The organism is Nocardia brasiliensis ATCC 700358 (assembly GCF_000250675.2).
GTDB lineage: Bacteria > Actinomycetota > Actinomycetes > Mycobacteriales > Mycobacteriaceae > Nocardia > Nocardia brasiliensis_B.
This window is the reverse complement of record NC_018681.1, coordinates 4,006,609-4,031,918: the sequence shown is the minus strand read 5'-3', so window position 1 is coordinate 4,031,918 and position 25,310 is coordinate 4,006,609. Positions and strand designations below refer to the sequence as shown.

22 protein-coding genes and 1 riboswitch are annotated in these 25,310 nt (G+C 68.2%); of the genes, 12 read left to right on the top strand and 10 right to left on the bottom strand.

Annotated elements, in window-relative coordinates:
- Positions 1–161 precede the first annotated feature (161 nt).
- Positions 162–2,339 (bottom strand): malate synthase G, encoded by a 2,178-nt coding sequence (locus O3I_RS18165; protein ID WP_014984412.1) that lies wholly within the window; start codon positions 2,337–2,339, stop codon positions 162–164.
- 245 nt (positions 2,340–2,584) lie between these two features.
- On the opposite strand from O3I_RS18165, the gene O3I_RS18160 reads away from it, so the two are divergent.
- Genes O3I_RS18160 through O3I_RS18145 form a run of 4 tightly spaced genes read left to right on the top strand, consistent with a single transcriptional unit; the run spans position 2,585 to position 6,340 of the window.
- Positions 2,585–3,325: an SDR family NAD(P)-dependent oxidoreductase gene (locus O3I_RS18160; RefSeq protein ID WP_014984411.1), complete on the top strand. Its 741-nt coding sequence runs from the start codon at positions 2,585–2,587 to the stop codon at positions 3,323–3,325.
- Positions 3,322–4,371 carry an alcohol dehydrogenase catalytic domain-containing protein gene (locus O3I_RS18155; protein WP_014984410.1) on the top strand — a complete coding sequence of 350 codons (1,050 nt, stop codon included), beginning with the start codon at positions 3,322–3,324 and terminating at the stop codon, positions 4,369–4,371. Before O3I_RS18160 ends, O3I_RS18155 begins: the two co-directional genes overlap by 4 nt.
- Entirely contained in the window at positions 4,368–5,048 is a 681-nt protein-coding gene (locus tag O3I_RS18150) for a TetR/AcrR family transcriptional regulator (RefSeq protein WP_014984409.1), read from the top strand. Before O3I_RS18155 ends, O3I_RS18150 begins: the two co-directional genes overlap by 4 nt.
- Before the next feature lie 2 nt (positions 5,049–5,050).
- The gene (locus O3I_RS18145) at positions 5,051–6,340 is read left to right on the top strand and encodes an acyl-CoA dehydrogenase family protein (RefSeq protein WP_014984408.1); all 1,290 of its coding nucleotides are present in this window, start codon (positions 5,051–5,053) and stop codon (positions 6,338–6,340) included.
- 75 nt (positions 6,341–6,415) lie between these two features.
- Here O3I_RS18145 and O3I_RS18140 read toward each other — a convergent pair whose 3' ends face one another.
- Positions 6,416–7,105, bottom strand: coding sequence for a winged helix-turn-helix transcriptional regulator (locus tag O3I_RS18140; RefSeq protein WP_014984407.1), 690 nt, complete (start codon positions 7,103–7,105; stop codon positions 6,416–6,418).
- Positions 7,106–7,195: 90 nt separating this feature from the next.
- Here O3I_RS18140 and O3I_RS18135 point away from each other — a divergent pair, with 90 nt between their 5' ends.
- Both O3I_RS18135 and O3I_RS18130 read left to right on the top strand, forming a co-directional pair.
- On the top strand, positions 7,196–8,326 hold the full coding sequence (locus O3I_RS18135) for an acyl-CoA dehydrogenase family protein (RefSeq protein WP_014984406.1): 1,131 nt from the start codon (positions 7,196–7,198) through the stop codon (positions 8,324–8,326).
- Positions 8,327–8,712: 386 nt separating this feature from the next.
- Positions 8,713–9,255 (top strand): DM13 domain-containing protein, encoded by a 543-nt coding sequence (locus O3I_RS18130; RefSeq protein ID WP_041563974.1) that lies wholly within the window; start codon positions 8,713–8,715, stop codon positions 9,253–9,255.
- An 11-nt stretch (positions 9,256–9,266) separates the two neighbouring features.
- Here the strand turns inward: O3I_RS18130 and O3I_RS18125 are convergent, their stop codons facing one another.
- Positions 9,267–10,022 (bottom strand): DeoR/GlpR family DNA-binding transcription regulator, encoded by a 756-nt coding sequence (locus O3I_RS18125; protein ID WP_014984404.1) that lies wholly within the window; start codon positions 10,020–10,022, stop codon positions 9,267–9,269.
- 77 nt (positions 10,023–10,099) lie between these two features.
- Between O3I_RS18125 and O3I_RS18120 the strand changes: the two genes are divergently transcribed.
- The 4 genes from O3I_RS18120 to O3I_RS18105 all read left to right on the top strand — a co-directional run bounded on the left by O3I_RS18120 (position 10,100) and on the right by O3I_RS18105 (position 14,173).
- Positions 10,100–11,266 carry an MFS transporter gene (locus O3I_RS18120; protein WP_337587884.1) on the top strand — a complete coding sequence of 389 codons (1,167 nt, stop codon included), beginning with the start codon at positions 10,100–10,102 and terminating at the stop codon, positions 11,264–11,266.
- Positions 11,267–11,544: 278 nt separating this feature from the next.
- Positions 11,545–12,090, top strand: a complete 546-nt coding sequence (locus tag O3I_RS18115) for an HNH endonuclease (RefSeq protein WP_014984403.1) — start codon at positions 11,545–11,547, stop codon at positions 12,088–12,090.
- 24 nt (positions 12,091–12,114) lie between these two features.
- On the top strand, positions 12,115–12,390 hold the full coding sequence (locus O3I_RS18110) for a WhiB family transcriptional regulator (protein WP_014984402.1): 276 nt from the start codon (positions 12,115–12,117) through the stop codon (positions 12,388–12,390).
- Positions 12,391–12,502: 112 nt separating this feature from the next.
- Complete coding sequence (locus O3I_RS18105) at positions 12,503–14,173, top strand: substrate-binding domain-containing protein (RefSeq protein WP_041562690.1); 1,671 nt, start codon at positions 12,503–12,505, stop codon at positions 14,171–14,173.
- 124 nt (positions 14,174–14,297) lie between these two features.
- Here O3I_RS18105 and gcvP read toward each other — a convergent pair whose 3' ends face one another.
- From gcvP to O3I_RS18070, 7 genes are all read right to left on the bottom strand, one after another.
- Positions 14,298–17,120, bottom strand: coding sequence for an aminomethyl-transferring glycine dehydrogenase (gcvP, locus tag O3I_RS18100; RefSeq protein ID WP_041562689.1), 2,823 nt, complete (start codon positions 17,118–17,120; stop codon positions 14,298–14,300).
- Between the two features lie 152 nt (positions 17,121–17,272).
- Positions 17,273–17,365, bottom strand: a riboswitch (glycine riboswitch).
- Between the two features lie 252 nt (positions 17,366–17,617).
- Entirely contained in the window at positions 17,618–18,211 is a 594-nt protein-coding gene (locus O3I_RS18095; RefSeq protein WP_029901342.1) for a MerR family transcriptional regulator, read from the bottom strand.
- 224 nt (positions 18,212–18,435) lie between these two features.
- On the bottom strand, positions 18,436–18,909 hold the full coding sequence (locus O3I_RS18090; RefSeq protein WP_014984398.1) for a bifunctional nuclease family protein: 474 nt from the start codon (positions 18,907–18,909) through the stop codon (positions 18,436–18,438).
- Positions 18,910–19,157: 248 nt separating this feature from the next.
- The gene (locus tag O3I_RS18085) at positions 19,158–19,958 is read right to left on the bottom strand and encodes a MerR family transcriptional regulator (RefSeq protein ID WP_014984397.1); all 801 of its coding nucleotides are present in this window, start codon (positions 19,956–19,958) and stop codon (positions 19,158–19,160) included.
- 100 nt (positions 19,959–20,058) lie between these two features.
- Positions 20,059–20,538 (bottom strand): glycogen accumulation regulator GarA, encoded by a 480-nt coding sequence (gene garA / locus O3I_RS18080; RefSeq protein WP_014984396.1) that lies wholly within the window; start codon positions 20,536–20,538, stop codon positions 20,059–20,061.
- A 168-nt stretch (positions 20,539–20,706) separates the two neighbouring features.
- On the bottom strand, positions 20,707–21,105 hold the full coding sequence (gene gcvH, locus O3I_RS18075) for a glycine cleavage system protein GcvH (RefSeq protein ID WP_014984395.1): 399 nt from the start codon (positions 21,103–21,105) through the stop codon (positions 20,707–20,709).
- A gap of 82 nt (positions 21,106–21,187) precedes the next feature.
- Entirely contained in the window at positions 21,188–21,784 is a 597-nt protein-coding gene (locus tag O3I_RS18070) for a CDP-alcohol phosphatidyltransferase family protein (RefSeq protein WP_029901340.1), read from the bottom strand.
- 229 nt (positions 21,785–22,013) lie between these two features.
- Here O3I_RS18070 and O3I_RS18065 point away from each other — a divergent pair, with 229 nt between their 5' ends.
- The gene (locus tag O3I_RS18065) at positions 22,014–23,717 is read left to right on the top strand and encodes a GMC oxidoreductase (protein WP_014984393.1); all 1,704 of its coding nucleotides are present in this window, start codon (positions 22,014–22,016) and stop codon (positions 23,715–23,717) included.
- A gap of 120 nt (positions 23,718–23,837) precedes the next feature.
- Entirely contained in the window at positions 23,838–25,235 is a 1,398-nt protein-coding gene (locus O3I_RS18060) for a DUF2252 domain-containing protein (RefSeq protein WP_014984392.1), read from the top strand.
- Positions 25,236–25,310 lie beyond the last annotated feature (75 nt).

Below are 25,310 nucleotides of genomic sequence, written 5' to 3'. Positions count from 1 at the left end.
TTTAGCAAGCAGCGAAACAGGGCGCCGTCGCAAGCGGGCGAACCCGCGTTCGAGCCGATCTACGGTAGCGCAACAGGCCCCGCTCCGAACAGTGCCGGAGCGGGGCCTCGGGGTCGCGCAAATGCCTGCCCGCCACTACTTGTCGAGCACCGAGCGTCCGCCTACTTGCAGGCCGCCTTGGCTTCCCGACGACGCCGGTGCAGAATCGGCTCGGTGTAGCCGTTGGGCTGCTTGGTGCCTTCGAGGATCAGTTCCTTGGCGGCTTGGAAGGCGATGCTGCCGGCGAAGTCCGGCGACAGCGGGCGGTAGTTGCGGTCGCCGGCGTTCTGGCGGTCGACGATCGGCGCCATCCGTTCCAGGCTGGCCACCACCTCGTCGGCGGTGACAATGCCGTGGCGCAGCCAGTTCGCCATCAGCTGGCTGGAAATGCGAAGGGTGGCACGGTCTTCCATGAGCGCGACGTCTTCGATGTCGGGCACCTTGGAGCAGCCGACGCCCTGGTCGATCCAGCGCACCACGTAGCCGAGGATCGACTGGGAGTTGTTGTCCAGCTCCTGCTGCTTCTCCTCGGCCGACCAATTCGGGGCCGCGGCGAGCGGGATCTCCAGGATCTGGTCGACGGTGGCGCGCGGGCCGCCCTTGAGGATTTCCTGCTGCCGGTCGAGCACGTTGACCTGGTGGTAGTGGGTCGCGTGCAGGGTGGCGGCGGTGGGCGAGGGCACCCACGCGGTGTTGGCGCCGGCCTTGGGGTGGCCGATCTTCTGCACCAGCATGTCGGCCATCAGGTCCGGCATGGCCCACATGCCCTTGCCGATCTGTGCCTTACCGGGCAGTCCGGTGGCCAGGCCGGTGTCGACGTTCCAGTCTTCGTAGGACTTGATCCACTGCTGGCCCTTCATCTCGGCCTTGCGGACCATCGGCCCGGCCTCCATGGAGGTGTGGATCTCGTCGCCGGTGCGGTCGAGGAAGCCGGTGTTGATGAACACCACGCGTTCGGCGGCAGCCTGGATACAGGCCTTCAGGTTCACCGTGGTGCGGCGCTCCTCGTCCATGATGCCGACCTTGAGGGTGTTGCGCGGCACGCCGAGCACGTCTTCGATCCGGCCGAACAGCTCGTTGGTGAACGCGACCTCGTCGGGGCCGTGCATCTTCGGCTTCACGATGTAGACCGAGCCGGTGCGGCTGTTTTTCAGTTCGGTGTCGGCGCGCAGCGAATGCGTCGCGATGAGCGAGGTGATCAGGCCGTCGAGGATGCCCTCGGGCACCTCGTTGCCGTCGGCGTCGAGGATGGCGTCGCTGGTCATCAGGTGACCGACGTTGCGCACGAACAGCAGCGAACGGCCGTGCAGCACCAGCTCACCGCCGTCGAGCGCGGTGTAGACCCGGTCCGGGTTCATGGTGCGGGTGAAGGTCTGGTCGCCCTTGCTGACCTGCTCGCTGAGATCGCCCTTCATCAGGCCGAGCCAGTTGTGGTAGCAGAGCACCTTGTCCTCGGCGTCGACCGCGGCGACCGAGTCCTCGAAGTCCATGATCGTGGTGACCGCGGACTCCAGCACCAGATCTTTCACGCCCGCGGTGTCGGTGCTGCCGATCGGCGAGTCCGCATCGATCTGGATCTCGATGTGCAGACCGTTGTGCTTCAGCAGCACCGAGGTCGGCGCGTCCGAATCGCCGAGGTAACCGACCAGCTGCGACGGATCGGCGAGCCCGATCTCGGTGCCGTCCTCGAGGCCGACCTCGAGCTCACCGTCGACGATCTTGTACGAGGTGGAGCCGATGTGCGAGCCGGTGATCAGGGTCGCCGCGTCGTCGAGGAAGTTACGCGCCCACTCGATGACCTTGTCGCCGCGAACCTTGTTGTAGCTCTTGCCCTTTTCCGCGCCGTTGGCCTCGGAGATGGCGTCGGTGCCGTAGAGCGCGTCGTAGAGCGAACCCCAGCGGGCGTTGGCCGCGTTGATCGCGAAGCGCGCGTTCATCACCGGCACCACGAGCTGCGGGCCCGCGGTGGTGGCGATCTCGTCGTCCACATTCTGCGTGCTGATCTGGAAATCGGCGGGCTCGGGGCGCAGATAGCCGATTTCGCTCAGGAAGTTCTTGTAGGCGGCCTTGTCGTAGTTCGCGCCGGGGTGCTCGGCGTGCCAGGCGTCGACCTTGCCCTGGATCTCGTCGCGTTCGGCGAGCAACGCGCGGTTGCGCGGCGCGAGGTCGTTGATGACCTCCTCGGCACCGGCCCAGAACGCGGCGGAATCTACGCCGGTTCCGGGAAGCGCCTCGTTCTCGATGAACTCGTGGAGAACGCTGGCCACCTGAAGCCCGCCGACCTGAATCCGCTCTGTCATCTACTGCCTCACTTCTGAGAAAGCCGGGTGGGAAAAGACGCATCGATGTTACCCGTGGGTAGTGATACCACCCTGTTCCGGGTCGAACGTGGCGTCTCGCCGATATGTTCCGGCGCGCCGATGAAGCGGGGTAAATCACTCGGCGCGGCACAGCGTGTCGGCGGTCGGCCGAACATGCCCTTGATTGTATCGGCCGCGCGATTTAATGTACTGATCGGAACATTTTCTGATCGACGGGAGAGCGTGTGTCGCTCGAGAACAAGGTCGTCGTGGTCACCGGGGGCAGCCGGGGACTCGGCCGGGAGATGGTGCTCGCGTTCGCGGCGGCGGGCGCGGACGTGGTGATCGCCAGCCGCAAACTCGACGGCTGCGTCGCGCTGGCCGACGAGGTGCGCGACACCCACGGCAGGCGCGCGCTGCCGGTGGCGTGCAACGTCAGCGACTGGTCGCAGTGCGACGCACTGGTGGAGACGGTCTACGAGACGTTCGGGCGGGTCGACGTGCTGGTCAACAACGCCGGGCTCTCGCCGCTCTACCCGAGCCTCGATCAGGTGTCGGAGGCGCTGTTCGACAAGGTGATCGGCGTGAATCTGAAAGGGCCGTTTCGACTTTCGGCCCTGATCGGCACCCGGATGGCGGCCGACGGCGGCGGCTCGATCATCAACATCTCCTCGATCGAGGCGGCCCGGCCCGCACCGCACGCGCTCCCCTACGCGGCGGCCAAGGCCGGATTGAACACGCTCACGGTCGGTCTCGCGCAGTCCTTCGGACCGACCGTGCGGGTCAACACGATTCAGCCCGGCGCGTTCGCGACCGATATCTCGAAGGCCTGGACCCCCGAGGTCCGCGCGGCGATCGGCGCCGTCAACGCACAGCGCCGCGTCGGCGAACCCAGCGAAATCGTCGGCGCCGCACTGTTCTTCGCGGGTGCGGCGTCCGGATTCTGCACCGGCGCGACGCTCGCCGTGGACGGCGGCTGGCGATGAAGGCACTGACCTATCAAGGCCCGCGGGAGATCTCGTACTCCGACGTGCCCGACCCGGTGCTCACCGGACCGGACGGCGTGATCATCCGGGTCACCGCCGCCGGCATCTGCGGCAGCGACCTGCATATCTACGCCGGGCACGGGTTCACCGACGGGACCGGTTACAGCGTCGGACACGAGGCAGTCGGCGAGATCGTCGAAATCGGTTCGAATGTCCGCGGTTTCGCGGTCGGTGACCGCGTGCTGGTGCCCGCCTCCGCGGGGTGTGGCCGGTGCGCGAACTGCCGGATCGGCCTCGTCGCCGCCTGCGAGCGCACGCCTGCGGCGATCGACGCCTGCTACGGGCTCGGCGGCGCACTTCCGGGCGGCCAGGCCGAGTATCTGGCCGTCGCGCACGCCGAAGGCAACGTGGTGCGCCTACCCGTGGGGGTCGGCGACGATGCTGCCGTGGTCCTCACCGACAACGCGCCGACCGCCTGGTACGGCGCGCGCCGCGCCCGGATCGCGCCCGGGGAGACCGTGGTGGTGATCGGGCTGGGCCCGGTCGGGCTGATGGCGGTGCAATCCGCGTTCGCGATGGGCGCGTCCCGCGTGCTCGGCGTCGACCTCATCGCCGAACGCCGCAAACAAGCCGCCGAACTCGGCGCGGAACCGGTCGACGCCGACGACCCGAAGCTCGCGATCCGCGAACTGCTGGGTGGCGGCGCGGATGTCGCGATCGAGGCGGTCGGCGCCGATGCCACCATCAAACTCGCGATCAGCGCGGTCGGACACCGCGGGCGGGTCAGCGTGATCGGCGTCAGCCAGAACCGGGCTTACCCTTTCCATATGCCGCTGGCACAGATCAAGGAGCTCGAGTTCCATATCGGCCTGTGCTCGATCCAATACGAGCTGCCCACCCTGCTGCGGCTGACCGCCGCGGGCCGGCTGCGCCCCGAAGCGGTCATCACCCATTCGCTCCCGATGTCCGACGGCGCGAACGCCTACCGGCTGTTCGCCGAACGCGCGGACGGCGTGAGCAAGGTCGTGCTGGACCCCGCGCGATGAGCACCGCGTCGCGCAGCAGGGCGACGTCGGGTGACGCCGACGTCGCCCCCGCGCGGCGCCGCGGCCGCCCGCCCGCCTCCGCCGCCAACGCAGGCGACACCCGCGAACGCATTCTGCGGGCCGCACGGGAGTTGTTCGCGGAGAAGGGATTCCACGGCACCGGCGTCGCGGAGATCGGCGACCGCGCCGATGTCCAGCGCGGCGCGCTGTATTACCACATCGGCTCCAAAGAAGAACTGCTCTGGCAGATCCTGCACGACTACATCCAGCTGATGCTGGTCGACGCGGAACAGATCGTCGCGGGCGACGACGATCCGATCAGCCAGCTGCGCAAGCTGATCCACAGCCACGTCCGGCTGATCATCGAGCACCGCAGCGAGGTCGCGATCCAGCTGCGCGACGTCACCGCCCTCACCGGCGAGCGCGGCGCCCAACTGCAAGAGCTGCGCGATCGGGTCCAGCAGTGCTGGCAGCGGGTGATCGACACCGGTCACGCCGCGGGTCTGCTGCGCACCGACGACCACGTGGTCACCAACAGCGTGCTCGGCATGCTCAACATGGTGACCTTCTGGTATCGCCCGCACGGCGAACACTCCCCCGCCGAGATCGCCGAAATTCTCGCCACCACGTTCCTCGACGGCGTGGTGACCACCACCGAACCGCACACGAAAGGCTGACCATGGCTTGGGATTTCGAGACCGACCCGGACTTCCAGAAGAAACTGGACTGGGCGGCGGAATTCGTCCGCACCGAGGTCGAGCCGCTCGACTCGCTGTACCCGAATCCGTACGACCGCGGCAACAAAGAAGCCATGGCGCTGATGCGGCCGTTGAAGGAGCAGGTCAAGGAGCAAGGATTGTGGGCCTGCCACCTGGGGCCCGAGCTCGGCGGCCAGGGCTACGGGCAGATGAAGCTCGCGCTGCTCAACGAGGTGCTCGGCACGTCGTTCTGGGCGCCTTCGGTATTCGGTTGCCAGGCACCGGATTCCGGCAACGCCGAGATCCTCGCCCACTACGGCACCGAGGAGCAGAAGGCGAAGTATCTGGCGCCCTTGCTCGCCGGTGACATCGGCTCCTGTTATGTGATGACCGAGCCCACCGGCGGCTCGGACCCGACCACGTTCAAGACCCGGGCGGTGCGCGACGGCGACCACTGGGTGATCAACGGCGAGAAGTGGTTCAACTCGAACGCGCAGTTCGCCAGCTTCCACATCGTCATGGTGGTCACCAATCCGGATGTCAGCCCGTACCAGGGCATGTCGATGTTCATCGTGCCCGCCGACGCCCCCGGCCTCGAGATCGTCAAGAACTTCCACGTGCACGGGTTCAGCGAGCACGAGGGCCATCTGCGGTTCACCGATGTCCGGGTGCCCGCCGACCATCTGCTCGGCGCGGAGGGCCAGGGCTTCATCGTCGCGCAGACCCGGCTCGGCGGTGGCCGCGTCCACCACGCGATGCGCACGGTCGCGTTGGTGCGCAAGGCTTTCGACATGATGGCCGAGCGTGCCGTGTCCCGGCCGATGCGCAAGGGTCCGCTGGCCGGCCTGCAGATGACCCAGGAGCGCATCGCGGACAGCTGGATCGAGATGGAGCAGTTCCGGCTGCTCGTGCTGCGCACCGCGTGGCGCATCGACAAGGAACAGGACTATCTGAAGGTGCGCAAGGACATCGCCGCCATCAAGGTCGCCATGCCCAAGGTCATGCACGACATCGCCCAGCGCGCACTGCATCTGCACGGCGCCATCGGCGTCAGCACCGACCTCCCCTTCGTCGACATGATGAATTATGCCGAGGTGATGGCGATCGCCGACGGGCCCACCGAGGTGCACAAGATCACCCTCGCCAAGGAGGTCCTCAAGACCTACGAACCCGCAGATCCCGTCTACCCCAGCGGCTATCGCCCCACCCTCCGCGAAAAGGCGCGCGAGCACGTCGCCGAGCGCCTCGAGCACATCGTCGGCAACCTCTGACCCGCAGGGACCGCGCATCGACCTCGCGGGTCGGTGCGCGGGCAGGCACGGTTTCCGGGCCCCAACCGCACCCGATCACGAAGCGCGCGTGGTGAAGTCGACCGGCGCCGGAGTGACGTACGGGGCCATCGGGCTCAGCAGCAGCACCGAGGACATGCGGCGGGTCAGCGCGGTCGCGCCGATGAACGTCAGCCGGCCGGTCCGGACCGCCTGCGCCAGCGAGAGTTTGCCGAGCCACACCTGATACAGCGAACCGACGTCGGAGTTGATCGCCACGTCGACCGGATAGCCCGGGTCGGCGTCGCAGACCGACGGGACACCCGATTCGACGACGATCCAGAAGCGGTGCGGACGGTCGGTGAACCGGACGGCGAAAACCTGGCGTTTGCCGGGCAGCGCGGACGTGTCCAGGCGGGTATGCATCCACCACACCAGCACCGCCGGATCGAGTTCTTCCGGCCGCGGATCGCCGAAGCTCCAGCGGGCGCCCCACGCACCGAGGCCGAACAGGATCCGCTCCAGATCCCGGCCCGCGGCGGTCATCAGGTACTCCGAACCCACCTTGTCGAGCAGTCCGGCCCGCTCGAACTGGCGCAACCGCTTGGCCAGCAGGCTGCGGGACAGGCCGGGCAGGCCGCGCGCCAGATCGTTGAACCGGGTCGTGCCCAGCAGCAGGTCGCGCACGATCAGCAGCGACCAGCGCTCGCCGAGCACGTCGAGCGCGCGAGAGATCGGACAGTATTGGCCGTAGCCCGTTGTCGTCATGGTCACCTCGTGATCGGGGTCCAGATACTGGACCGGCAGGGTCCACTTTCTGGACTATTCGGTTATCGCGGCCGTTCCTACCTTCGAAACATGACGACAACCTCTTCCGGCATCCGCACCGACTGGATCGCCCGCGCCCGCGAGATCGGCGCCGCCCTGCGCCCCGACGTCGCGGCCAACGACCGCGCGGGCGAACTGTCCACCACCGCCTTCGACCTGCTGCGCAGCACCGGACTGTCCGCCGCGCTGGTGCCCGCCGAATTCGGCGGCGGCGGTGCCACCCATCGCGAAATGGGTGACATCCTGCGCGAACTCGGCCGCCACGACCCGTCCACCGCGGTCGCGTTCGCCATGCACACCCACCTCGTCGCCGCCCAGGTGTGGCGGCACCACCACGGCATCGACGCGGCACCGCTGTTCGGCAAGGTGGTCGACGGCGCGATCCTGATCAGCACCGGCGCCGCCGACTGGGTCGGCTCCAGCGGCCGGGCCGAGCGGGTGGAGGGCGGCTACCGAGTGCACGCGCGCAAATCACCGGCCAGTGGCGTCGAGGCGGGCACCGTGCTCGTTACCAGCATCCGGTGGGCGGACGCACCCGAGGGCCCGCACGTGCTGCACTGCGCCGTCCCGCTCACCGCGCCCGGTGTGCGGATCGAAAAGACTTGGGACACACTCGGTCTGCGTGCGAGCGGCTCGCACACCGTGATCCTCGACGACGTCTTCGTGCCCGATGCCGCGATCTCCCTGGTGCGCCGCGCCGACGCCTGGCCGCCACTGCTGAACGTGGTGATGGGCGCGGCGATGCCGCTGGTGATGGCCGCCTACCTCGGAATCGCCGACGGCGCAGTCGAACTCGCCGCCGCCCTGGTCACCGACCGGGACGACGCGCCCACCTTCCAACTGGCCGGTGAGATGGTCAACGCGCACACCACCGCCGCCGACCTCATCGACGCCATGTTCGCCGGTTCGGACAATCTGCGATTCGACAACTCCGATGCCTATGCCAGCCGCACCCTGAGCCGCAAGACCGCGGCCGCCGACGCGCTCATCCATACCGTCCGACTCGCCATCGAAACCGTTGGCGGACTGGGCTATTCCCGCACCTGCGAACTGGAGATGCGCTACCGCGACATCCACGGCTGCCTCTTCCATCCGCTGCCGCGAGCCAAGCAAACCCGATTCACCGGCCGCGTCCTGCTCGGCCACTCGCCGATCGGCTGACGGCGGACCCGGCAGTGCCCGGCGGCCCAGCAGTGGCCGACAGCCCAGCCCGGCGGCTCGACCCGGCGGCACGGCACCGCGGCAGCCCAGCCCGGCGGCACGGCACCCCGGCTCAGCGGCCGTGCGGCTCGGCGGCACGGCAGCCCAGCCCGGCAGCACGGCACCGCGGCCCGACAGCGCGGCTCGGCGGCCCTGCGACACGGCGGGACGCGGCGACACGGCGGGACGCGGCGGCCCTGCGGCACGGCTCGGGTGCCTCGGTACCAGCCGGTCGGGGCGGGAATCCGTCAGAGTTTGTTCACGTGTTTTCGGTCGTCGACGCGCGGGTCGGTGGTGGAATGCGGTGTTCAATGGTCGTATTGCTGGAACGGCTCGAGGGAGTTTCCATGGTGTCGGCTCGCAGGATTGCGCGGTCCCCCATCACGTGGACGTTGACGGTGGTGCTCGTCATCGGGCTCGGGGTGGGATTGGCGTTGTTCCAACCGTGGCGGCTGTTCACGAACACCACCGTCGACGAGGCTGCACCGTCGATCGCGGTGCCCGCCGGAGCCGCGCCACCGGGCGTCCCGGCCGAGCCGCGCGTCCTCGCCCGCGGCACGCTCATCTCCCATGAGCACACCACCTCCGGCACGGTCGCCATCCTCCAACTCCCCGACGGCAGCCGGGTCCTGCGCCTGGCGGACCTCGACACCTCCAACGGCCCCGACCTGCACGTGTGGCTCACCGACGCACCGGTCATCGAAGGCAGCTCCGGCTGGTTCGTCTTCGACGACGGCAGGCACCTCGACCTCGGCAGCCTGAAAGGCAACAGGGGCAGCCAGAACTACGCCATCCCCGCCGACGCCGACCTGACGCCCCTCACCAGCGTCACCATCTGGTGCGACCGCTTCAACGTCTCCTTCGGCGCCGCCGAGCTGGGCGCGGCCTGAACATCCGCGACTCACACGGTGAGAACCGTTGGGCCGGTAGCGCGTAGCGCGTCCACGGCGTCGGGGGTGGCATCGTGGTCGGTCACGACGGCGTGCAGGGCGGTGGCGGGGGCCGCGACGGCCAGGGCAGTACGGAAGAACTTGGCCGATTCCGTGACCGCGATGACCCGCCGGGACGAGGCGATCGCGGCCTGTTTGACCGCGGCGTCGTCGAGGTCGTGGGCGGTGAGACCATCGGCGGCGGTCAGCCCGCAGCAGCCGATGACGGCGGTGTCGAACCTGATCGCGGCCAACGACGCGAGGGTCAACGGACCGGTCAGCGCCAGTTCACCCGGGCGTGGCCTGCCGCCCGGCACCAGCAGGGTCACCGCGGGCGCCGCCGACAGCGCGTGCACCGCGTGCAGCGACAGCGGCATCACCGTGACCCGCCGTGCCGCCAGCAGGTGCGCGACCTCGACACAGGTGGTCCCGCTGTCGAGGACGACGGACTCACCGTCGGCGATCAACCCGGCCACGGCCGCGGCGAGCCGGCGTTTGGTTTCGAGCCCTTCCCGCACCCGCAGCGCGTACGGCGGTTCCTCGCCACGCAGCAGCAGGGTCCTGGCACCGCCGCGGTAGCGCTCGAGCACGCCCTGACCGGCGAGGGTCTCCAGGTCCCGGCGAATGGTCATCTCCGAGGCGCCCGTCAGTTCGGCCAGTTCGGCGACGCCGAGACTGCCGGCCGCGCGCACGGCGTCGGCGATCTGCGTAAGACGATCTGTGCTCACCACACTGCCATTCAAACATCAGTTATGTTCATAAATCAATATTTCACACAGTGATCGTGTTCGTTATGTTCGGAAGCATGCAAAGTACGTTGCGCGCCGCACGCCTGGCCACCTTCGCCTTCTTCGCCCTGAACGGATTCCTGATGGGCATGTGGGTCGTGCACATCCCGGCGATCGAACAGCGGACCGGCATCAGCCACGCGACACTCGGCTGGCTGCTCCTGCTTCTTGGTGCGGGGGCCTTCGCGGGCATGCAGATCGTCGGCCCGCTCGCCGATCGTTTCGGCGCCCGTGTCGTCGTCCCGGCGAGCGCCGCGCTGTGCGCGGTCGCCTTGGTACCGCCCGGGCTGGCCACCGACGGCTGGCTGCTCGGCGCGGCCCTGTTCGGACTCGGGCTCGGCAACGGCTGTCTCGACGTCGCGATGAACTCGCACGCCGTCCAGGTCGAACACGGCTATCAGCGCGCGGTGATGTCGGCGTTCCACGCCACCTTCTCGCTGGGCGGTGTACTCGCCGCGCTGATCGGCGCCCGCACGCTGAGCTGGGACTGGTCACCCGCCATCACGCTCGGCGTCGCGGCCCTGCTCGGGCTCGCTGTCGCGCTGTCCGCCGCACCGTCCCTGCTTCGGGCCGAAACCGCCGGCACCGCAAACACTTCCGCGACAAGCGGCAAATACAAAGCGACCCGGCGGATCTGGCTGCTCGCCGTCCTCGCGTTCCTGCTCATGCTCTGCGAAGGCGTCGCCAACGATTGGAGCACACTGCATCTGCGCGACGTGCTGTCCGCCTCCCCCGCCACCGCCGCGCTCGCCTACGGCGCCTTCGCCACCGCGATGACCGTCGGCCGCCTGCTCGCCGATCGGCTCAGCACCCGGTTCGGCCCGGTGGCCATCCTTCGCTACGGCGCGGCGACGGCGGCGCTCGGCCTGTCCACTGCCGCGCTCTCCCCGTGGATTCCCCTCGCGCTCCTCGGATGGGCATCTTCGGTGCGGGCATGTCCGGGTGCGTCCCGCAACTGTTCAGCGCCGCCGGTCACGCGGACCGAAACGCGGTGGGCGCCAACGTCGCCCGCGTGGCGGGCATCGGATATCTCGGCATGCTGGCCGGACCCGCGATCATCGGACCGCTCACCCACTTCGCCGCACTCGACGTCGTCTTCTTCCTGCCCGTCGCGTTCTGCGTGCTCGCCGCGGCCGCGGCCGGCATCCTGCGCACCCGCTCGACCAGCGCCGACGCGGCCCTGACCGGGCAGCACGCCGCCTGAGCCGAGCCGCGAAAAATGACCCGACAACGGTAGGTCCGTTATGTCACCATGGGATTCGACGATGATCACCGAGTAGCGGTGACGCCCGAGCACGTGGAGAGGAGGAGGTGGCGAATGCGCCCGACCATGCCGAACACCCATGCGGCCCAGCGCTTGTCGACCGTGAAACCAGGTCGCGAAAACAGCCGCCTCCAAGACGGTCGCTGACCTCCCCCTTCCGCCGCATCGCTCGACTCTTCCCGAAACATGGTGATTCCCATGCCCTTCCGCCATGCCGCCTACCCCGCGGCCGTCACCGCCGACAACTGGATACACACCGGCGTGCTGGTGCTCAACGCCTCCTACGAGGCACTCGACGAGATCAGCGCCGACCGGGCCGTGGTGCTGCTCATGGCCGGAACCGCGGAGTCGATCGCCGACCGGGTCCCGCACTTCACGATCCGGTCCCAACACGTCGAGGTGCTCCTGCCGGAAACCATCCGGCTGCTGCGCTACGTCTACCTCGAGCACAGCACCCGGGTACACGACGAGAGCCGCGCCACCTGGGCCGGTGTGCTGCGCCGGGACAACCACCGCTGCGGCTACTGCGCCGCCTGGGCCCGCACCGTCGACCACATCCGCCCGCGCAGCCGGGGCGGCCCGAACACCTGGAGCAACCTCGTCGCCTGCTGCGGGCCGTGCAACACGAGCAAGGCCGACCGCACGCCCGAGGAGGCGGGCATGCGGTTGCTCTGGGTGCCGAAGGCGCCCAACCACCGGGCCAGACAGCAGCGACAGATCTGGAAGCAGCTCGCACGGACCTGATATCCGAGAAAGGAGACAACCACGATGACCGTCCACACCGACACCGCCGCCGTCGTGCAGCTGACCCTGGCGGAGCTGCTCCCACTCTCGGACTCCGGCGAATGGCATCGGGCCGCCTGCCGCGGTGACCCGCATCACGAGGCCTGGTTCCCGTATCCGTCGCAGGACTTCGACTACGCGCGCGAGGTCTGCGCGGACTGCCCCATCCGCACCGCGTGCGGCGAATTCGCCGCGCGCACCGGCCAGTCCGGCGTCTGGGGTGGCCACGAGTTCGACCGGGGGCGGATGATCCGCCCCTGACCACCGGCGTCGTGCCCCGTCCGGGCACGACGCCGGGCGTTTCGACACGGCACGCCGACGAGCAGGAGACTCGCCGAGCCCGCAAACCGCAGGTGAACATACACTGTGCACCGTGGGCACTCATCGCAGCGGAACCAGGTCCCGTGGCGTCAGTAAAGGTCCGGTTCTCGCGATAGTGGCCATCGTGCTGCTGGTCGCGGGCGTCTTCGGCTGGTTTCAGTTGCGAGACCGGGCCGCGGACGAGGACAGCGCCGCCGCGGCCGAATGCGTCTCCGGCGCCGCGACGCTGTACGTGACGGCCGATCCGGATATCGCACCGCAGGTCAGAGCGGCCGCGGACCGCTACAACGCGACAAAGCCGAAGGTGCGCGACCACTGCGCGCAGGTGTCGGTGACCACCCAGCCGTCCGCCTCCATCGTCGCCGCCTTCACCAGCGGCAAGCCGTGGGATCAGCATCTCGGCCCGCAACCGGTGCTGTGGATCCCGGACTCGACCCGCTCCATCGAAGCCATGCGCGTCCCCGGCCTCATCGAGGGCACACCCGCGCCGATCGCAGCGAGCCCGATCGTGCTCGCGGTGCCCGACGAATTGCGCGGCGCCCTCGAAGAAGCCAAGTCGTCGTGGTCGGATCTGCCACGCCTGCAACAGGGTTCGCTCGGCGATATCGGCCTGTCCGGCTGGGGCGGCCTGCGCATGGCACTGCCGCCCGGCGACGCCACCCTAGCCGCCGCCATCGCGGTCGGCTCCGCGGTCTCCGGCGCGGACCCACTCACCGACCCCGCCGCGCAGTCGGGCCAGGTCGTCTCGGCGATCTCCGGACTCGCCGCCGAAGCACCCGAGGTACCCGACACCGCCGCCGCCTTCAGCGCGCTCGCGGGCGCGCCCAAGGACGCCACCGTGCACGCCGTCGCCACGACCGAGCAGCAGATCAAAAGCCAACCTGGACTTGCTGTTTACCGTCCGTCCGGGGCCGCACCGATCGCCGACCACCCCGCGGCGCTGATGTCCGGGCCGTGGGTCGACAAGACCCAGAACCTGATCGGCGGTCTGTTCGCCGACTTCCTGCGCACCCCGGAGACCGCGCAGACGTTCGCCGCGGCCGGGTTCACCGCAGGCCCGCCCGCCACCGCACCCGCACCGCCGCGCGCGGTCCTGGACAAGGTCGCCGGCACCCTCGCCAACCCGGTGCTCGGCGTGCAATCGACTGTGCTGGTGGACGTCTCGGCGTCGATGTCGACCGCCGACGGTTCCACCACCAGGCTCGCCAACGTGATCGCCGCCCTCAACTCCACGATGACCGTCATGCCGCCCGACTTCGGCCTCGGCATCTGGACCTTCGGCAAGAACCTCGACGACACCAAGCCCTACAAGGTGCAGGCCGCCACCGCGCCGCTCACCGACGCCCAGCGCACGAAGGTCAGCAGCGCACTCGGCGCCCTGCGCGCCACCGACGTCCGCGCCGATCAGGCCTACCCCTCCTTGATCGCCGCCTATAAGAACGCGGTCGCCAACTACACTGCGGGACGCACCAATTCGGTGCTGCTCATCACCGACGGACCCGATGACGATTCCTCGGTCACCGGCGCGAAACTCGCGAGCGATATGGCCGCGGCGATCGACAAGGCGCACCCGGTCCGCGTGGACATCATCGTGATCGGCGGCCCCGGCACGCAGACGCTGAAGAGCATCTCCGAACAGAGCGGCGGCACCTACACCCGCCTGGCCACCTCCGACGATCTCACCTTCGCCTCGGCGATCGTGCAGTCGCTGACGACCCCGTAAACACCGAAAGCCGCACCCCTTCCGTCGTCGCGCACCCCCTCTGGTATCTCAGAACGGGTGCGCGACAACGGAAGTGGTGCGGCGAGCCAGAACGGGTGCGCTCAGCGCACCCGGCCGGGCTACCTCAGTCGGCGTACGCCTCCAGCGGCGGGCACGAGCACACCAGGTTGCGGTCACCGTACGCGCCGTCGATGCGGCGCACCGGCGGCCACACCTTCGCGCGAGCGTGGCCGAGACCCCGTGGGTACACCGCGGTTTCGCGGCTGTACGGGTGCTCCCACTCGCCCACCAGGCTGGCCGCGGTGTGCGGCGCGCCGCGCAGCGGGTTGTCGGTGACCGGCCAGACGCCCGCGGCGACCTGGTCGATCTCCTTGCGGATGGCGATCATCGCCTCGATGAAATCGTCCAACTCGGCGAGGTTCTCGCTCTCGGTGGGCTCCACCATCAGCGTGCCGGCCACCGGGAAGCTCATCGTCGGCGCGTGGAAACCGTAGTCCGCCAGACGCTTCGCCACATCGTCGACGGTGACGCCGGTCTGCTTGGTGATCTCGCGCAGGTCGAGAATGCACTCGTGCGCGACCATGCCGTGCTCACCGGTGTAGAGCACCGGGAAGTACTCGTCGAGCCGGCGGGCGATGTAGTTCGCCGAGGCGATCGCGGTCAGCGTCGCGCCGCGCAGGCCGTCCGCGCCCATCATCCGGATGTATGCCCAGGTGATCGGCAGAATCGACGCCGAACCGTACTTCGCCGCCGACACCGCGTGCGAATCGAGCTCGAGCGGGTCGCCCGGCAGGTACGGCGCGAGATGCGACCGCACCGCGACCGGACCGACGCCGGGCCCACCGCCGCCGTGCGGGATGCAGAAGGTCTTGTGCAGGTTCAGGTGGCTGACGTCGCCGCCGAACCGGCCCGGACGGGCAAGGCCGACAAGCGCGTTCAGGTTCGCGCCGTCCACGTACACCTGACCGCCCGCGTCGTGCACCAGCGCGCACAGCTCGGCGACCTCGTGCTCGTACACGCCGTGCGTGGACGGGTAGGTGATCATGATGCAGGCCAGCCGGTCGGCGTGGTCGGCGATCTTGGCGCGCAGGTCGTCCAGGTCGACGTCACCGTTGTCGCGGCACTTCACCACCTCGACGCGCAGCCCCGCCATCGCCGCCGACGCCGCGTTGGTGCCGTGCGCACTCGACGGGATGAGGCACGTATCCCGATGCGTGTCACCACGATCCAGGTGGAAGCGCCGGATCGCCAGCAGCCCGGCGTACTCGCCCTGGCTGCCCGCGTTCGGCTGCAGGCTCACCGAGTCGTAGCCGGTGATATCGGAAAGCCACTGCTCCAGGTCGTGGATCACCTGCAACAGCCCGGGGGCGTCCTCGACCGGCGCGTACGGGTGCACGCGGGCGAAGCCGGGCCAGGTGATCGCTTCCATCTCCGCGGTCGCGTTCAGCTTCATGGTGCACGAGCCGAGCGGAATCATGCTGCGGTCCAAGGCGATGTCCTTGTCCGACAGCGACCGCAGGTATCGCAGCATCGCGGTTTCGGTGTGGTACTTGGTGAACGCCGGGTGCTCGAGGAACGGCGAGGTCCTGGTCTCGATCGTGGCGGCGGGAGCTGGTTCGCGCTGCTCGGAAGACAGTGCGGTACCGAACGATTCGAGCACCGCGGCGACGTGCGCTGCCGTGGTCGCCTCGTCGCAGGCGATGCCGACGTGATCGGCGTCCACCAGCCGCAGGTTGATCCCCCGCGACTTCGCTTTGGCGACAACGGCTTCCGCGCCGCCGGGCACATGCGCGAGTACGGTGTCGAAGAAGGTGTCGTGCACGACCGCGCCGTCCAGCCCGGCCGCGATGGCGGCCGCGTGTCCGTGCACCCGCCGCGCGATGGCGCGCAGGCCCTCGGCACCGTGGTAGCTCGCGTACATCGCGGCCACGATCGCCAGCAGTACCTGTGCGGTACAGATGTTCGAGGTGGCCTTCTCGCGGCGGATGTGCTGCTCGCGGGTCTGCAACGCCAGCCGGTAGGCGAGGTCCCCGTCCGCGTCCACCGATACGCCGACCAACCGTCCCGGCAGCTGCCTGGCATACGCCGTGCGCACTGCCAGATAACCCGCGTGCGGGCCACCGAAGCCGAGCGGCACGCCGAAACGCTGGGTGGTGCCGAAGCAGACGTCGGCACCTTGGTCGCCGGGCGAGGCGATCAACGTCATCGCCAGCAGGTCCGCGCCGACCGCGACCAGCGCGCCCCGCTCGTGCGCGGCGGCGATCAGCGACGTCCAGTCCACTACCCGCCCGGACGCGCCGGGCGCCTGCACGAGCACGCCGAAGAATTCACCCTCGGGCAGTTCGCCGCCGGACAGGTCGGCCGGCACCAATTCGATGCCCAGCGGCTGCGCCCGGGTGGTCAGCACGGTCTTGGTCTGCGGGAACAGATCGGTGTCGACCACCAGGCGGACCGACTTGGATCGGCTCGCGCGGTGCAGCAAGGTCATGGCCTCGGCCGCGGCGGTGGCCTCGTCGAGCATCGAGGCGTTGGCGACGTCCATGCCGGTCAGCTCCGACACCATGGTCTGGAAGTTGAGCAGCGCCTCGAGCCGGCCCTGGCTGATCTCCGGCTGGTACGGCGTGTAGGCGGTGTACCACGCCGGGTTCTCCAGCAGGTTGCGCACGAGCACCGGCGGCGTCAGGGTGTCGTAGTAGCCGAGGCCGATCATCGAGGTGGCGACGGTGTTCGAGTGCGCGAGGGCGGCGAGTTCGGCGAGCACCTCGTGTTCGGTTGCCGCAGCGGGCAATCCGGCCAGTCCGGAACCGTCCAGGATGCTGGCGGGCAACGCCTTGGTGGCGAGCTCGTCGAGCGAGCCGACGCCGACGACGTCCAGGATCCGGGCGAGTTCTTCCCGGTCGGGTCCGATATGGCGGTCGGCGAATGAGCGAGTCACGGCAGCTCCCATGGGGTCGGGCGGGTCGACGTCGGTCGACGGGTACCAGCCCTCTCCCTCTGTCGGGGCGCCTGAGAGATTCGGTTGCCGCGACCTGAGCCGAGCCCCTTTCCCCGTGGGCGGGCGACTCCGCTCGTAGCAGGCCACCGCTTTCCAGAGACGTCGAAGCCCGTACGGTCCTTTTGCCTGAGAGATTGACGGAGAGGTGCTGCTCCTTCGGCGTCCGGGGTTACCCGGAACTCTCCCGCACGGCGGCGACGCGCCACCAGTTTATGCCGACGCCACGCCGATGTGCGCCACCGGCTCCCTTCCCTGCCGTGTCGTGCTGGTCACGTGCTGTTCGTGCCCGACTCGCTTTGCGGCACATTCATCGTTAGATGCGCATATCTGCGTATCCTGATGTTTTTGAATCAACCAGCCCTGGCGCTTCGAAAATTCAAGTGCCACACAGCACAACACCCCGCTACCCTCGATGACGGGGAGGCGGGGTGTTGTGTCGGCTTTATCTCTTAACCGGTCTTGCGGTTCATTCGCGCCTTGCGACGGTAGGACAGCTCGTCCTCCGGCCGCTCGGTCACCGCGGACGCGCGTTCTGCCGGGAAATTGGCGATGGCACCGGTGAGTTCGTGCATGGCGCCGCTGATGGCGATACCGAAGACGCCCTGCCCACCCTGCAGTAAATCAACGACCTCCTCGGGCGAGGTGCACTCGTACACGGAGGTCCCGTCCGAGAAGAGCGTGATGCCCGCGAGGTCCTGCACTCCCCTGCTGCGGAGATGGTCGACCGCGATCCTGATGTTCTGTAGCGAGATGCCCGCGTCGAGCAGCCGCTTCACGATCTTCAGGACCAGGATGTCCTTGAAGGAATACAGCCGCTGGCTCCCCGAGCCGGCCGCGCTGCGGATGGAGGGCACGACCAATCCGGTCCGCGCCCAATAGTCGAGCTGCCGGTAGGTGATCCCGGCCACCTGGCATGCACTGGGTACCCGGTAGCCGACTAGATCGTCAGGAACCGAGTCGTCCGGGAACAGGCCTGGCTGTACCACATCCTGCGATTGCTCTGCCACTGACCACTCCCTTGCTTCGCCGACGGCTAGCCTCATCGATGACCCGGCTCCGTTTCGACCACTGCGGTACTGCCGAACACTGCGGTACTGCCGAACTGGCCAAAACGGACGTGGCCCAACTATCGAGATTACTCCCCTAGATTGTCCAGGGAGCACCATCGTCGAGCCAAACGCGACGCGCGGTCAAAGTCTCAAGCTCTAGTTCAGAGCTGATCCCCCGGTCATCCCGGGAAAACGCCGGGATGCCGGAAAGATCCTGGTCAGCTGTCGGTGGCCTTGAAATCGTCGGGTGACACCGACTCGAGGAACTCCTTGAACTTCTCCACCTCGTCCTCGCGCTCGTCCGGCATGACCAGCCCGGCCTCCTCGAGCACCGGTTCCTCGGCATAGATCGGGCAACCCACCCGCAAGGCGATCGCTACCGAATCCGACGGCCGTGCCGACACGTGCAGATCGTTGTCGAACACCAGATCCGCGTAGAAGGTGCCCTCCTGCAGATCGACGATGCGCACCTCTTTCAGTGTGTGCCCGAGCTCGGTGATCAGGATCTTGATCAAATCGTGGGTCAGCGGCCGAATCGGCGTCACCCCCTCCTGCTCCAGCACGATCGCGGTCGCTTCCGCCTGCCCGATCCAGATCGGTAGATACCGGTCCCCCGACACCTCACGAAGCAACAGCACGGGCTGATTCTGTGGCTGTTCGACACGAATGCCGATAACCCGCATTTCACTCATGGCTGCGCCTCGCTCCGCTCAGCTCCGCCACGCGCGAAGCACGCTGCAACATGATTCGCTCGCTTCGCTCACTCATCGCACTGCCTCCCATTTCGCCAGGCCGCCCGGCACGACCACCGCAGAGCTCGCCGTACCACGAGTCTAGGCGAACGCGGACGGGTGCAGCGATGCGTGTGCACAGCCGAAATCGGCGTGTTGGCCGACTGAAACCTGACACTTCAGCCCGGCCTGGTGATTCGCCGGGATGTTCAGCCGCCCAGCGACGTCCGCACCGACGACTTCACCAGACAGGCATGCAACGTCAACGACAGCGCCGCCAATTCCCGCACGGTTTCCTCGGCGCGCGCGCGAGCGCCGGCATCGCGGCTCTTCGCGATCGGCGCGGCGATCTGCGCGACCAGCGCGGCCTCGCGGTCGGCGGCGAGTTTGAACGCACGCAGATGCCGTGCCTCCAAACCGAATTCGGCCATCGCCTTGGCGGTCTTGGCCAGGGTCACCGCATCACCGTCGAAGAAGCCGGCGGCGCCGGGGGTGATGAGGTTGGCCCGGATCAGATCGTTCAGGAACGCGTCGTCGATCTCGGCCTTCGCGAGCAGATCCGCGCGGGTGAGCCGGATTTCGTGATCGAAACGCAGATCGTCGGGGGAAATCTCGCTGGGCACCACGCCGAGCCTCCTCGGCGCCGCGGCACCGTTGCTGTTCCCGCCGGACGCGGCAGGGTGCCCGGAGGCCGATCCGGTAGTGGTCGGCTCCGCGGCACCCGTGCGGCCGGAGTGCGCTCGGGCACGGGCTTCCCGTACCCCGAGCGACGCCGCACCGCTGTCGATCGCTTCGAGTTGTTCCTTGATCACCTTCAGCGGCAGGTATTGATCGCGTTGCGCGGTCAAGACGAACCGCAGCCGTTCACAATCGGCGACGGAGAACCTGCGATAGCCCGAGGGCGTTCGCTCCGGCCGAATGAGGCCTTCCGCCTCCAGGAAACGGATTTTGGAGATGGTGACGTCCGGAAAGTCCGGGCGCAACAGGTCGAGCACGGAGCCGATCGACATGCCTCCGCGTGCCCATTGCGCCGCGCCCGTCACAGTGCCCTATCCCTCGACACAGCACACACTCTCATGACCCCGAGCCCTTCGACCCGACGCCGCGTGCTCATAGGCTCCCTGCACCCGTTTCGCTCACCGACGCCTTCGGTCCGGTGAGGAACACCAGACGGAACTTGCCGATCTGCACCTCGTCGCCGTTCTGGAGTTCCGAGGAGTCCACCGGCTCCCGATTCACATAGGTGCCGTTCAGGCTGCCCACATCGACCACCTGGAACGAATCGTCGTCCTGACGGAACTCGGCGTGCCGACGGCTGACGGTGACGTCGTCGAGAAAGATGTCACTGTCGGGGTGGCGACCGGCCGACGTGGTCGGCTGATCCAGCAGGAACCGCGAGCCCGCGTTCGGACCGCGCTTGACGACCAAGAGGGCCGCACCAACGGGCAGACCCTCGACCCCTTGGACCGGCTGTTCACCGGTCGGCTCTCCGGAGCGCGACGCGTCGACCTCGTTCAGGAAATCCGCGCGGAAGACCGACGTCGTCTCGGCCGCGGTCTCCCCGTAACCCGGGTCTTTGTTCTCGCTCACCGTTTCTCTCCTCCTCGAACCTGATTATCCATGCAAGCAGGTGATACCTGTGGCACCACGACCTGCCGTCGAGTCCCTAGATTCCCGGCAACGACTGCCGGCGGATCTGTTGGCATTGACCGTACCCTGCCAGGGCGTGCCCGTGCAGGTAGAACCGGGAAGGCTGATTCAGCCCCCGATAACTCCTTGATAACCTGCCGCATCCAGCAGTTCACCCAGCGTCGCGTCGAGGCCGGCAGCGTCGGCGACCTCCAACTCGAACAGCCAGCCGTCACCGTACGGATCGGTGTTCAGCGTCTCCGGCTGCTGCACCAATTCCTCGTTCACCGCAACAACTTTCGCGCTCAGCGGCGCGTAGATGTCGGAGACGCTCTTGGTCGACTCGACCTCGGCGATGCTGTCTTCCACCGCGACGTCCTTGTCGGTTTCGGGCAGCTGCACGAACACGACGTCACCGAGCTGCGACTGGGCGTAGTCGGTGATTCCCACCCGAACGCGGGTAGGGCTGAGTCGCCGCACCCACTCGTGCTGATCGGTGTAGCGCAGGTCCTCGGGGGTCTGGGTCACAGCCCGTCCGTCCTTTCCATCGTGATCGTGTGTGCGCAACTCTATGCGAGGGTCGGCCGAGAGTCCGACCCGGCGCTGCACCTTACGTGGACCGGTGTGGCACAGCCGGTATCGCGCGTGCGACCGCGATCGCTTTGCCGGTGTAGAGCAGGCCGGTCCATACATACACTGCCGTGCCCCAGACCAGTAGTGCCCCGCCGAAGGCCCGTCCGAAACCATCGAGTGCCCAATCCATCTCCCCGGCCAGCAACCAGGGCAGCGCGGACATCAAGGCGAAGGTGGCCGCCTTGCCCAAATAGATGACGTCGGGCGGCGGTAGATCGCGCCGCTTGTAGATGGACAACGTCAGCGCGAGCACCGCTTCGCGGCCGATCAGCAGCACCGCGACCCACACCGGGAGCAGACCGCGGATCACGAAGGCGGCCAGCGTCGTCACGAGGTAGAGCCGGTCGACGAACGGGTCGAGCAGCGCGCCGAGCCGGGACGACTGATCGAGCAGGCGGGCCAGTTTGCCGTCCAGGAAGTCGGTGACGCCGCTGGCGATCAGCAGCGCGAACGCCCAGCCGTCGGCCCGCTGCACCAGCATCAGCCACAGCAGCAGCGGAACGCCGAGCAGGCGCAGCACGCTCAGGACATTCGGGACGGTGAGGATGCGATCGGCGAAGATACCGCCGAGCACGCCGTCACCGGCGGCGCGTTCCTCTGGTTCCGTGGTGCCCGATTCGGTTGTCACGCCCCGTGCTTACCGCACCGACCCCGCTCGACGCCATCCAGGCGCGCCGCGTTCGGCGATATCCGCATGCGACGATGGTGTGCACCACAGCTGGTCGATGAAAGAATGAGTATGAAATTATCTCATCCATCGGCGCGGTGCGGACCTGCCGAACGGTTGGTGACGAGAGGAAGTCATGCCCACATTCGACTACGACGTGGTGGTGATCGGATCCGGTTTCGGCGGCAGCGTGAGCGCGCTCCGGCTGACCGAGAAGGGGTATCGGGTCGGCGTGCTCGAGGCGGGCCGGCGGTGGAACGCCGAGGATATCCCGAAGTCCAATTGGAATGTCCGCAAATCCATCTGGGCGCCCCGGCTCGGCCTGACCGGGCCGCAGCGGATCAGTGTGCTCGGCAAGTGCGCGGTGTTCTCCGGCGCCGGCGTCGGCGGCGGCTCGCTCATCTACGGCAACACCCTCTATGAGCCGCTGCCCGACTTCTACACCGACAAGCAGTGGGCGCACATCACCGATTGGCGGGCCGAACTCGCGCCCTACTACGACCAGGCGCAGCGGATGCTCGGCGTGGCGCCGAATCCGCGGCTGACCCCGGCCGACGACGTGATCCGGGAGATCGCGAGCGACCTCGGCGTCGGGCACACCTTCCACCCGACGAACGTCGGGGTGTTCTTCAACGAGGATGATCCGGGCACCGAGGTCGACGATCCCTACTTCGGCGGCGTCGGGCCGCGCCGGCGCGGCTGCGTGCACTGCGCGCAGTGCTTCACCGGCTGCCCGCACAACGCCAAGAACACCACCACCACGAACTACCTGTACCTGGCCGAACAGGCCGGCGCCGAGGTGCACGAACTCACCACGGCCACTGCGGTGCGCCCGCTCCCCGAGGGCGGCTACGCGGTCGAGACGCAGCGGTCGGACCGGTGGATTCGCAAGCAGCGCAAGACTTTCACCGCCGAGCAGGTGGTGTTCGCGGGCGCCGCGCTCGGCACCCAGAAGTTGCTGCACAAAATGCGCGACGACGCGGTGCTCCCCCGGCTCTCGCCCCGGCTCGGCGAGCTCACCCGCAGCAATTCCGAGGCGATCCTCAACGTGGTCAGCCGTGCGCGCCGGGACTTCGCCGAGGGCATCGCGATCACCTCCTCCATCCACCCGGCCGAGGACACCCACATCGAGGTGTGCCACTACGGCAAGGGCCAGAACGCGCTGTTCCCGATGTCGGTGCCGATCGTGGACGGCGGCGCGTTCCGGTTCCTGCGCTTCCTGCTCGCGATCGTGCTGCATCCCTTGGTCTTCCTGCGCAGCCTCAACGCCAGGCACGCCTCGGAGAAGTCGGTGATCCTGCTGGTCATGCAGTCGCTGGACAATTCGCTGACCTCGTTCCGCAAGCGCGGGCTGTTGAAGACGAAACAGGGCACCGGCGAGCCGAACCCGACCTGGATCCCGATGGCGCACGACATCGGCCGCCGTTTCGGCGAGAAGGTCGAGGGCGATACGCACGGCCTGGTGATGGACGTGTTCAACATCCCGGCGACCGCGCACTACATCGGCGGCTGCGTCATCGGCGACACGGCCGACACCGGCGTCGTCGATCCATATCAGCGGGTGTTCGGCCACCCCGGACTGCACATCGCGGATGGATCCGCGGTGACGGCGAATCTGGGCGTCAATCCCTCGCTCACCATCACCGCGCAGGCCGAGCGGGCAATGGCGTTCTGGCCCAACAAGAACGAGCAGGACCCGCGCCCCGAACTCGGTGCGGCCTACCGGCGGATCGTCCCGGTGGCGCCGAAGCACGCCGTCGTGCCCGCCGCCGCGCCCGGTGCGTTGCGCCTGCCGATCGTCCCGGCGGATGCGGCGCAGCCGCCGGTCTCGGCCACCTGAGCGACCGGTCGAACCAGCACGGTGGGAATCGGGCCGGGATCGCCCCGCGCGATCTCGGCCCGAGTGACGTCGACCATCGGGGGTGCCCAGGATGGCAGTTACCCGCTAGCGTCAGTCCTTGTGTCGGAGAACGGTATCGATTTGCGCTCGTACACCCCCGCTGCGGAGGTACGTGCGCGCGGACGGGCGATTCGCCAGCAAGTCCCGGTGATCGCGCGCGATCGCGAGGCCACCAGCGTGCGGCGGCCGGAGGTGCTCGACTTCATCGAGGCGAGCAATGCGGGGCGCCTGCCGCATCTGGTGCCGCTGCGGATCGGACGGATGATCACCTCACCGTTCACCTTCTACCGCGGCGCGGCGGGGCTGATGGCCGCCGATCTGGCCGGCGGACCGGACAGCGGGCTGGCCGCACAGATCTGCGGTGACGCGCACGCCGCCAATTTCGGCCTGTACGGCACGGCCCGCGGCGAAATCATCATGGACATCAACGATTTCGACGAAACCGTGGCCGGTCCGTGGGAATGGGATCTGGAGCGGCTCGCGGCCAGCCTGGTGCTCGCGGGCCGGGAAAGCGGTGCGGACGAGCAGGATTGCCGCCGGGCGGCCTGCGACGCCGCGCGCGCGTACCGCCTCGCCGCCGGTCAACTCGCTGATCTGCCGTTCATGACCTCGTGGACCGCGCTGCCCGACGAGTCGATCCTGAGCGCCGCGAAGGCCGAGGACCTGATCGACGATTTCAAGAAGGCCGCCAAGAAGGCCCGCAAGAACACCAGCGCCAAAGTGGTCGCGAAGTGGACCGAGCACCTGGAAGATCACGAGACCGGCATCCGCAAGCACCGATTCGTCAGCGACCCACCGATTCTCACCGAGGTGGACGAGCACGTGGCGGCGGCGTTCACCGGTGGACTGGAGCGCTACGCGGGCACCCTGCGGGAGTCCCGGCGTCATCTGCTCGCGCGATTCGCGGTGTCCGACATCGCGTTCCGGATCGTCGGCACCGGCAGTGTCGGGCTGCACAGCTATGTGGCGTTGCTGCACGGTAACGAGGGCGAGTCGGTGGTTCTGCAGATCAAGCAGGCCAACCCGTCCGCGCTCGCGCCCTATCTGCCCGCCGTCCCGGCACGCCACGAAGGCGAGCGAATCGTGCAGGGCGCCAGGCACGTTCAATCCGAGACCGATATCCTGCTCGGCTGGACCAGCGTGGACCCGACCGGCGACGGCGTCGAATTGCCGTTCATCGTGCGGCAATTCCGCAATCTGAAGGGCAGCATCGACCCGGCGGAACTGTCCGCCGACGATCTCGACGACTACGGCAGGCTGGCCGGGGCGCTACTGGCCCGCGCGCACTCCCGCTCGCTCGATCCCCGCCTGCTGGCAGGCTATCTCGGCGACGACGAGCGGTTCGAGGAGGCGGTCGCGGCGTTCGCGGTCCGCTACGCCGATCGCACCGAAGCCGACCACGCGGTGCTGGTCGAGGCGGTGCGCAGCGGCAAGATCGCGGCCGAACCGGCGGAGTGAGTGCGCACCAACACGCCGACTGTTGCCATGAGGGCGACGAACCCGGCGCCGGACCTCGTATCCTGTGAGCTGTCG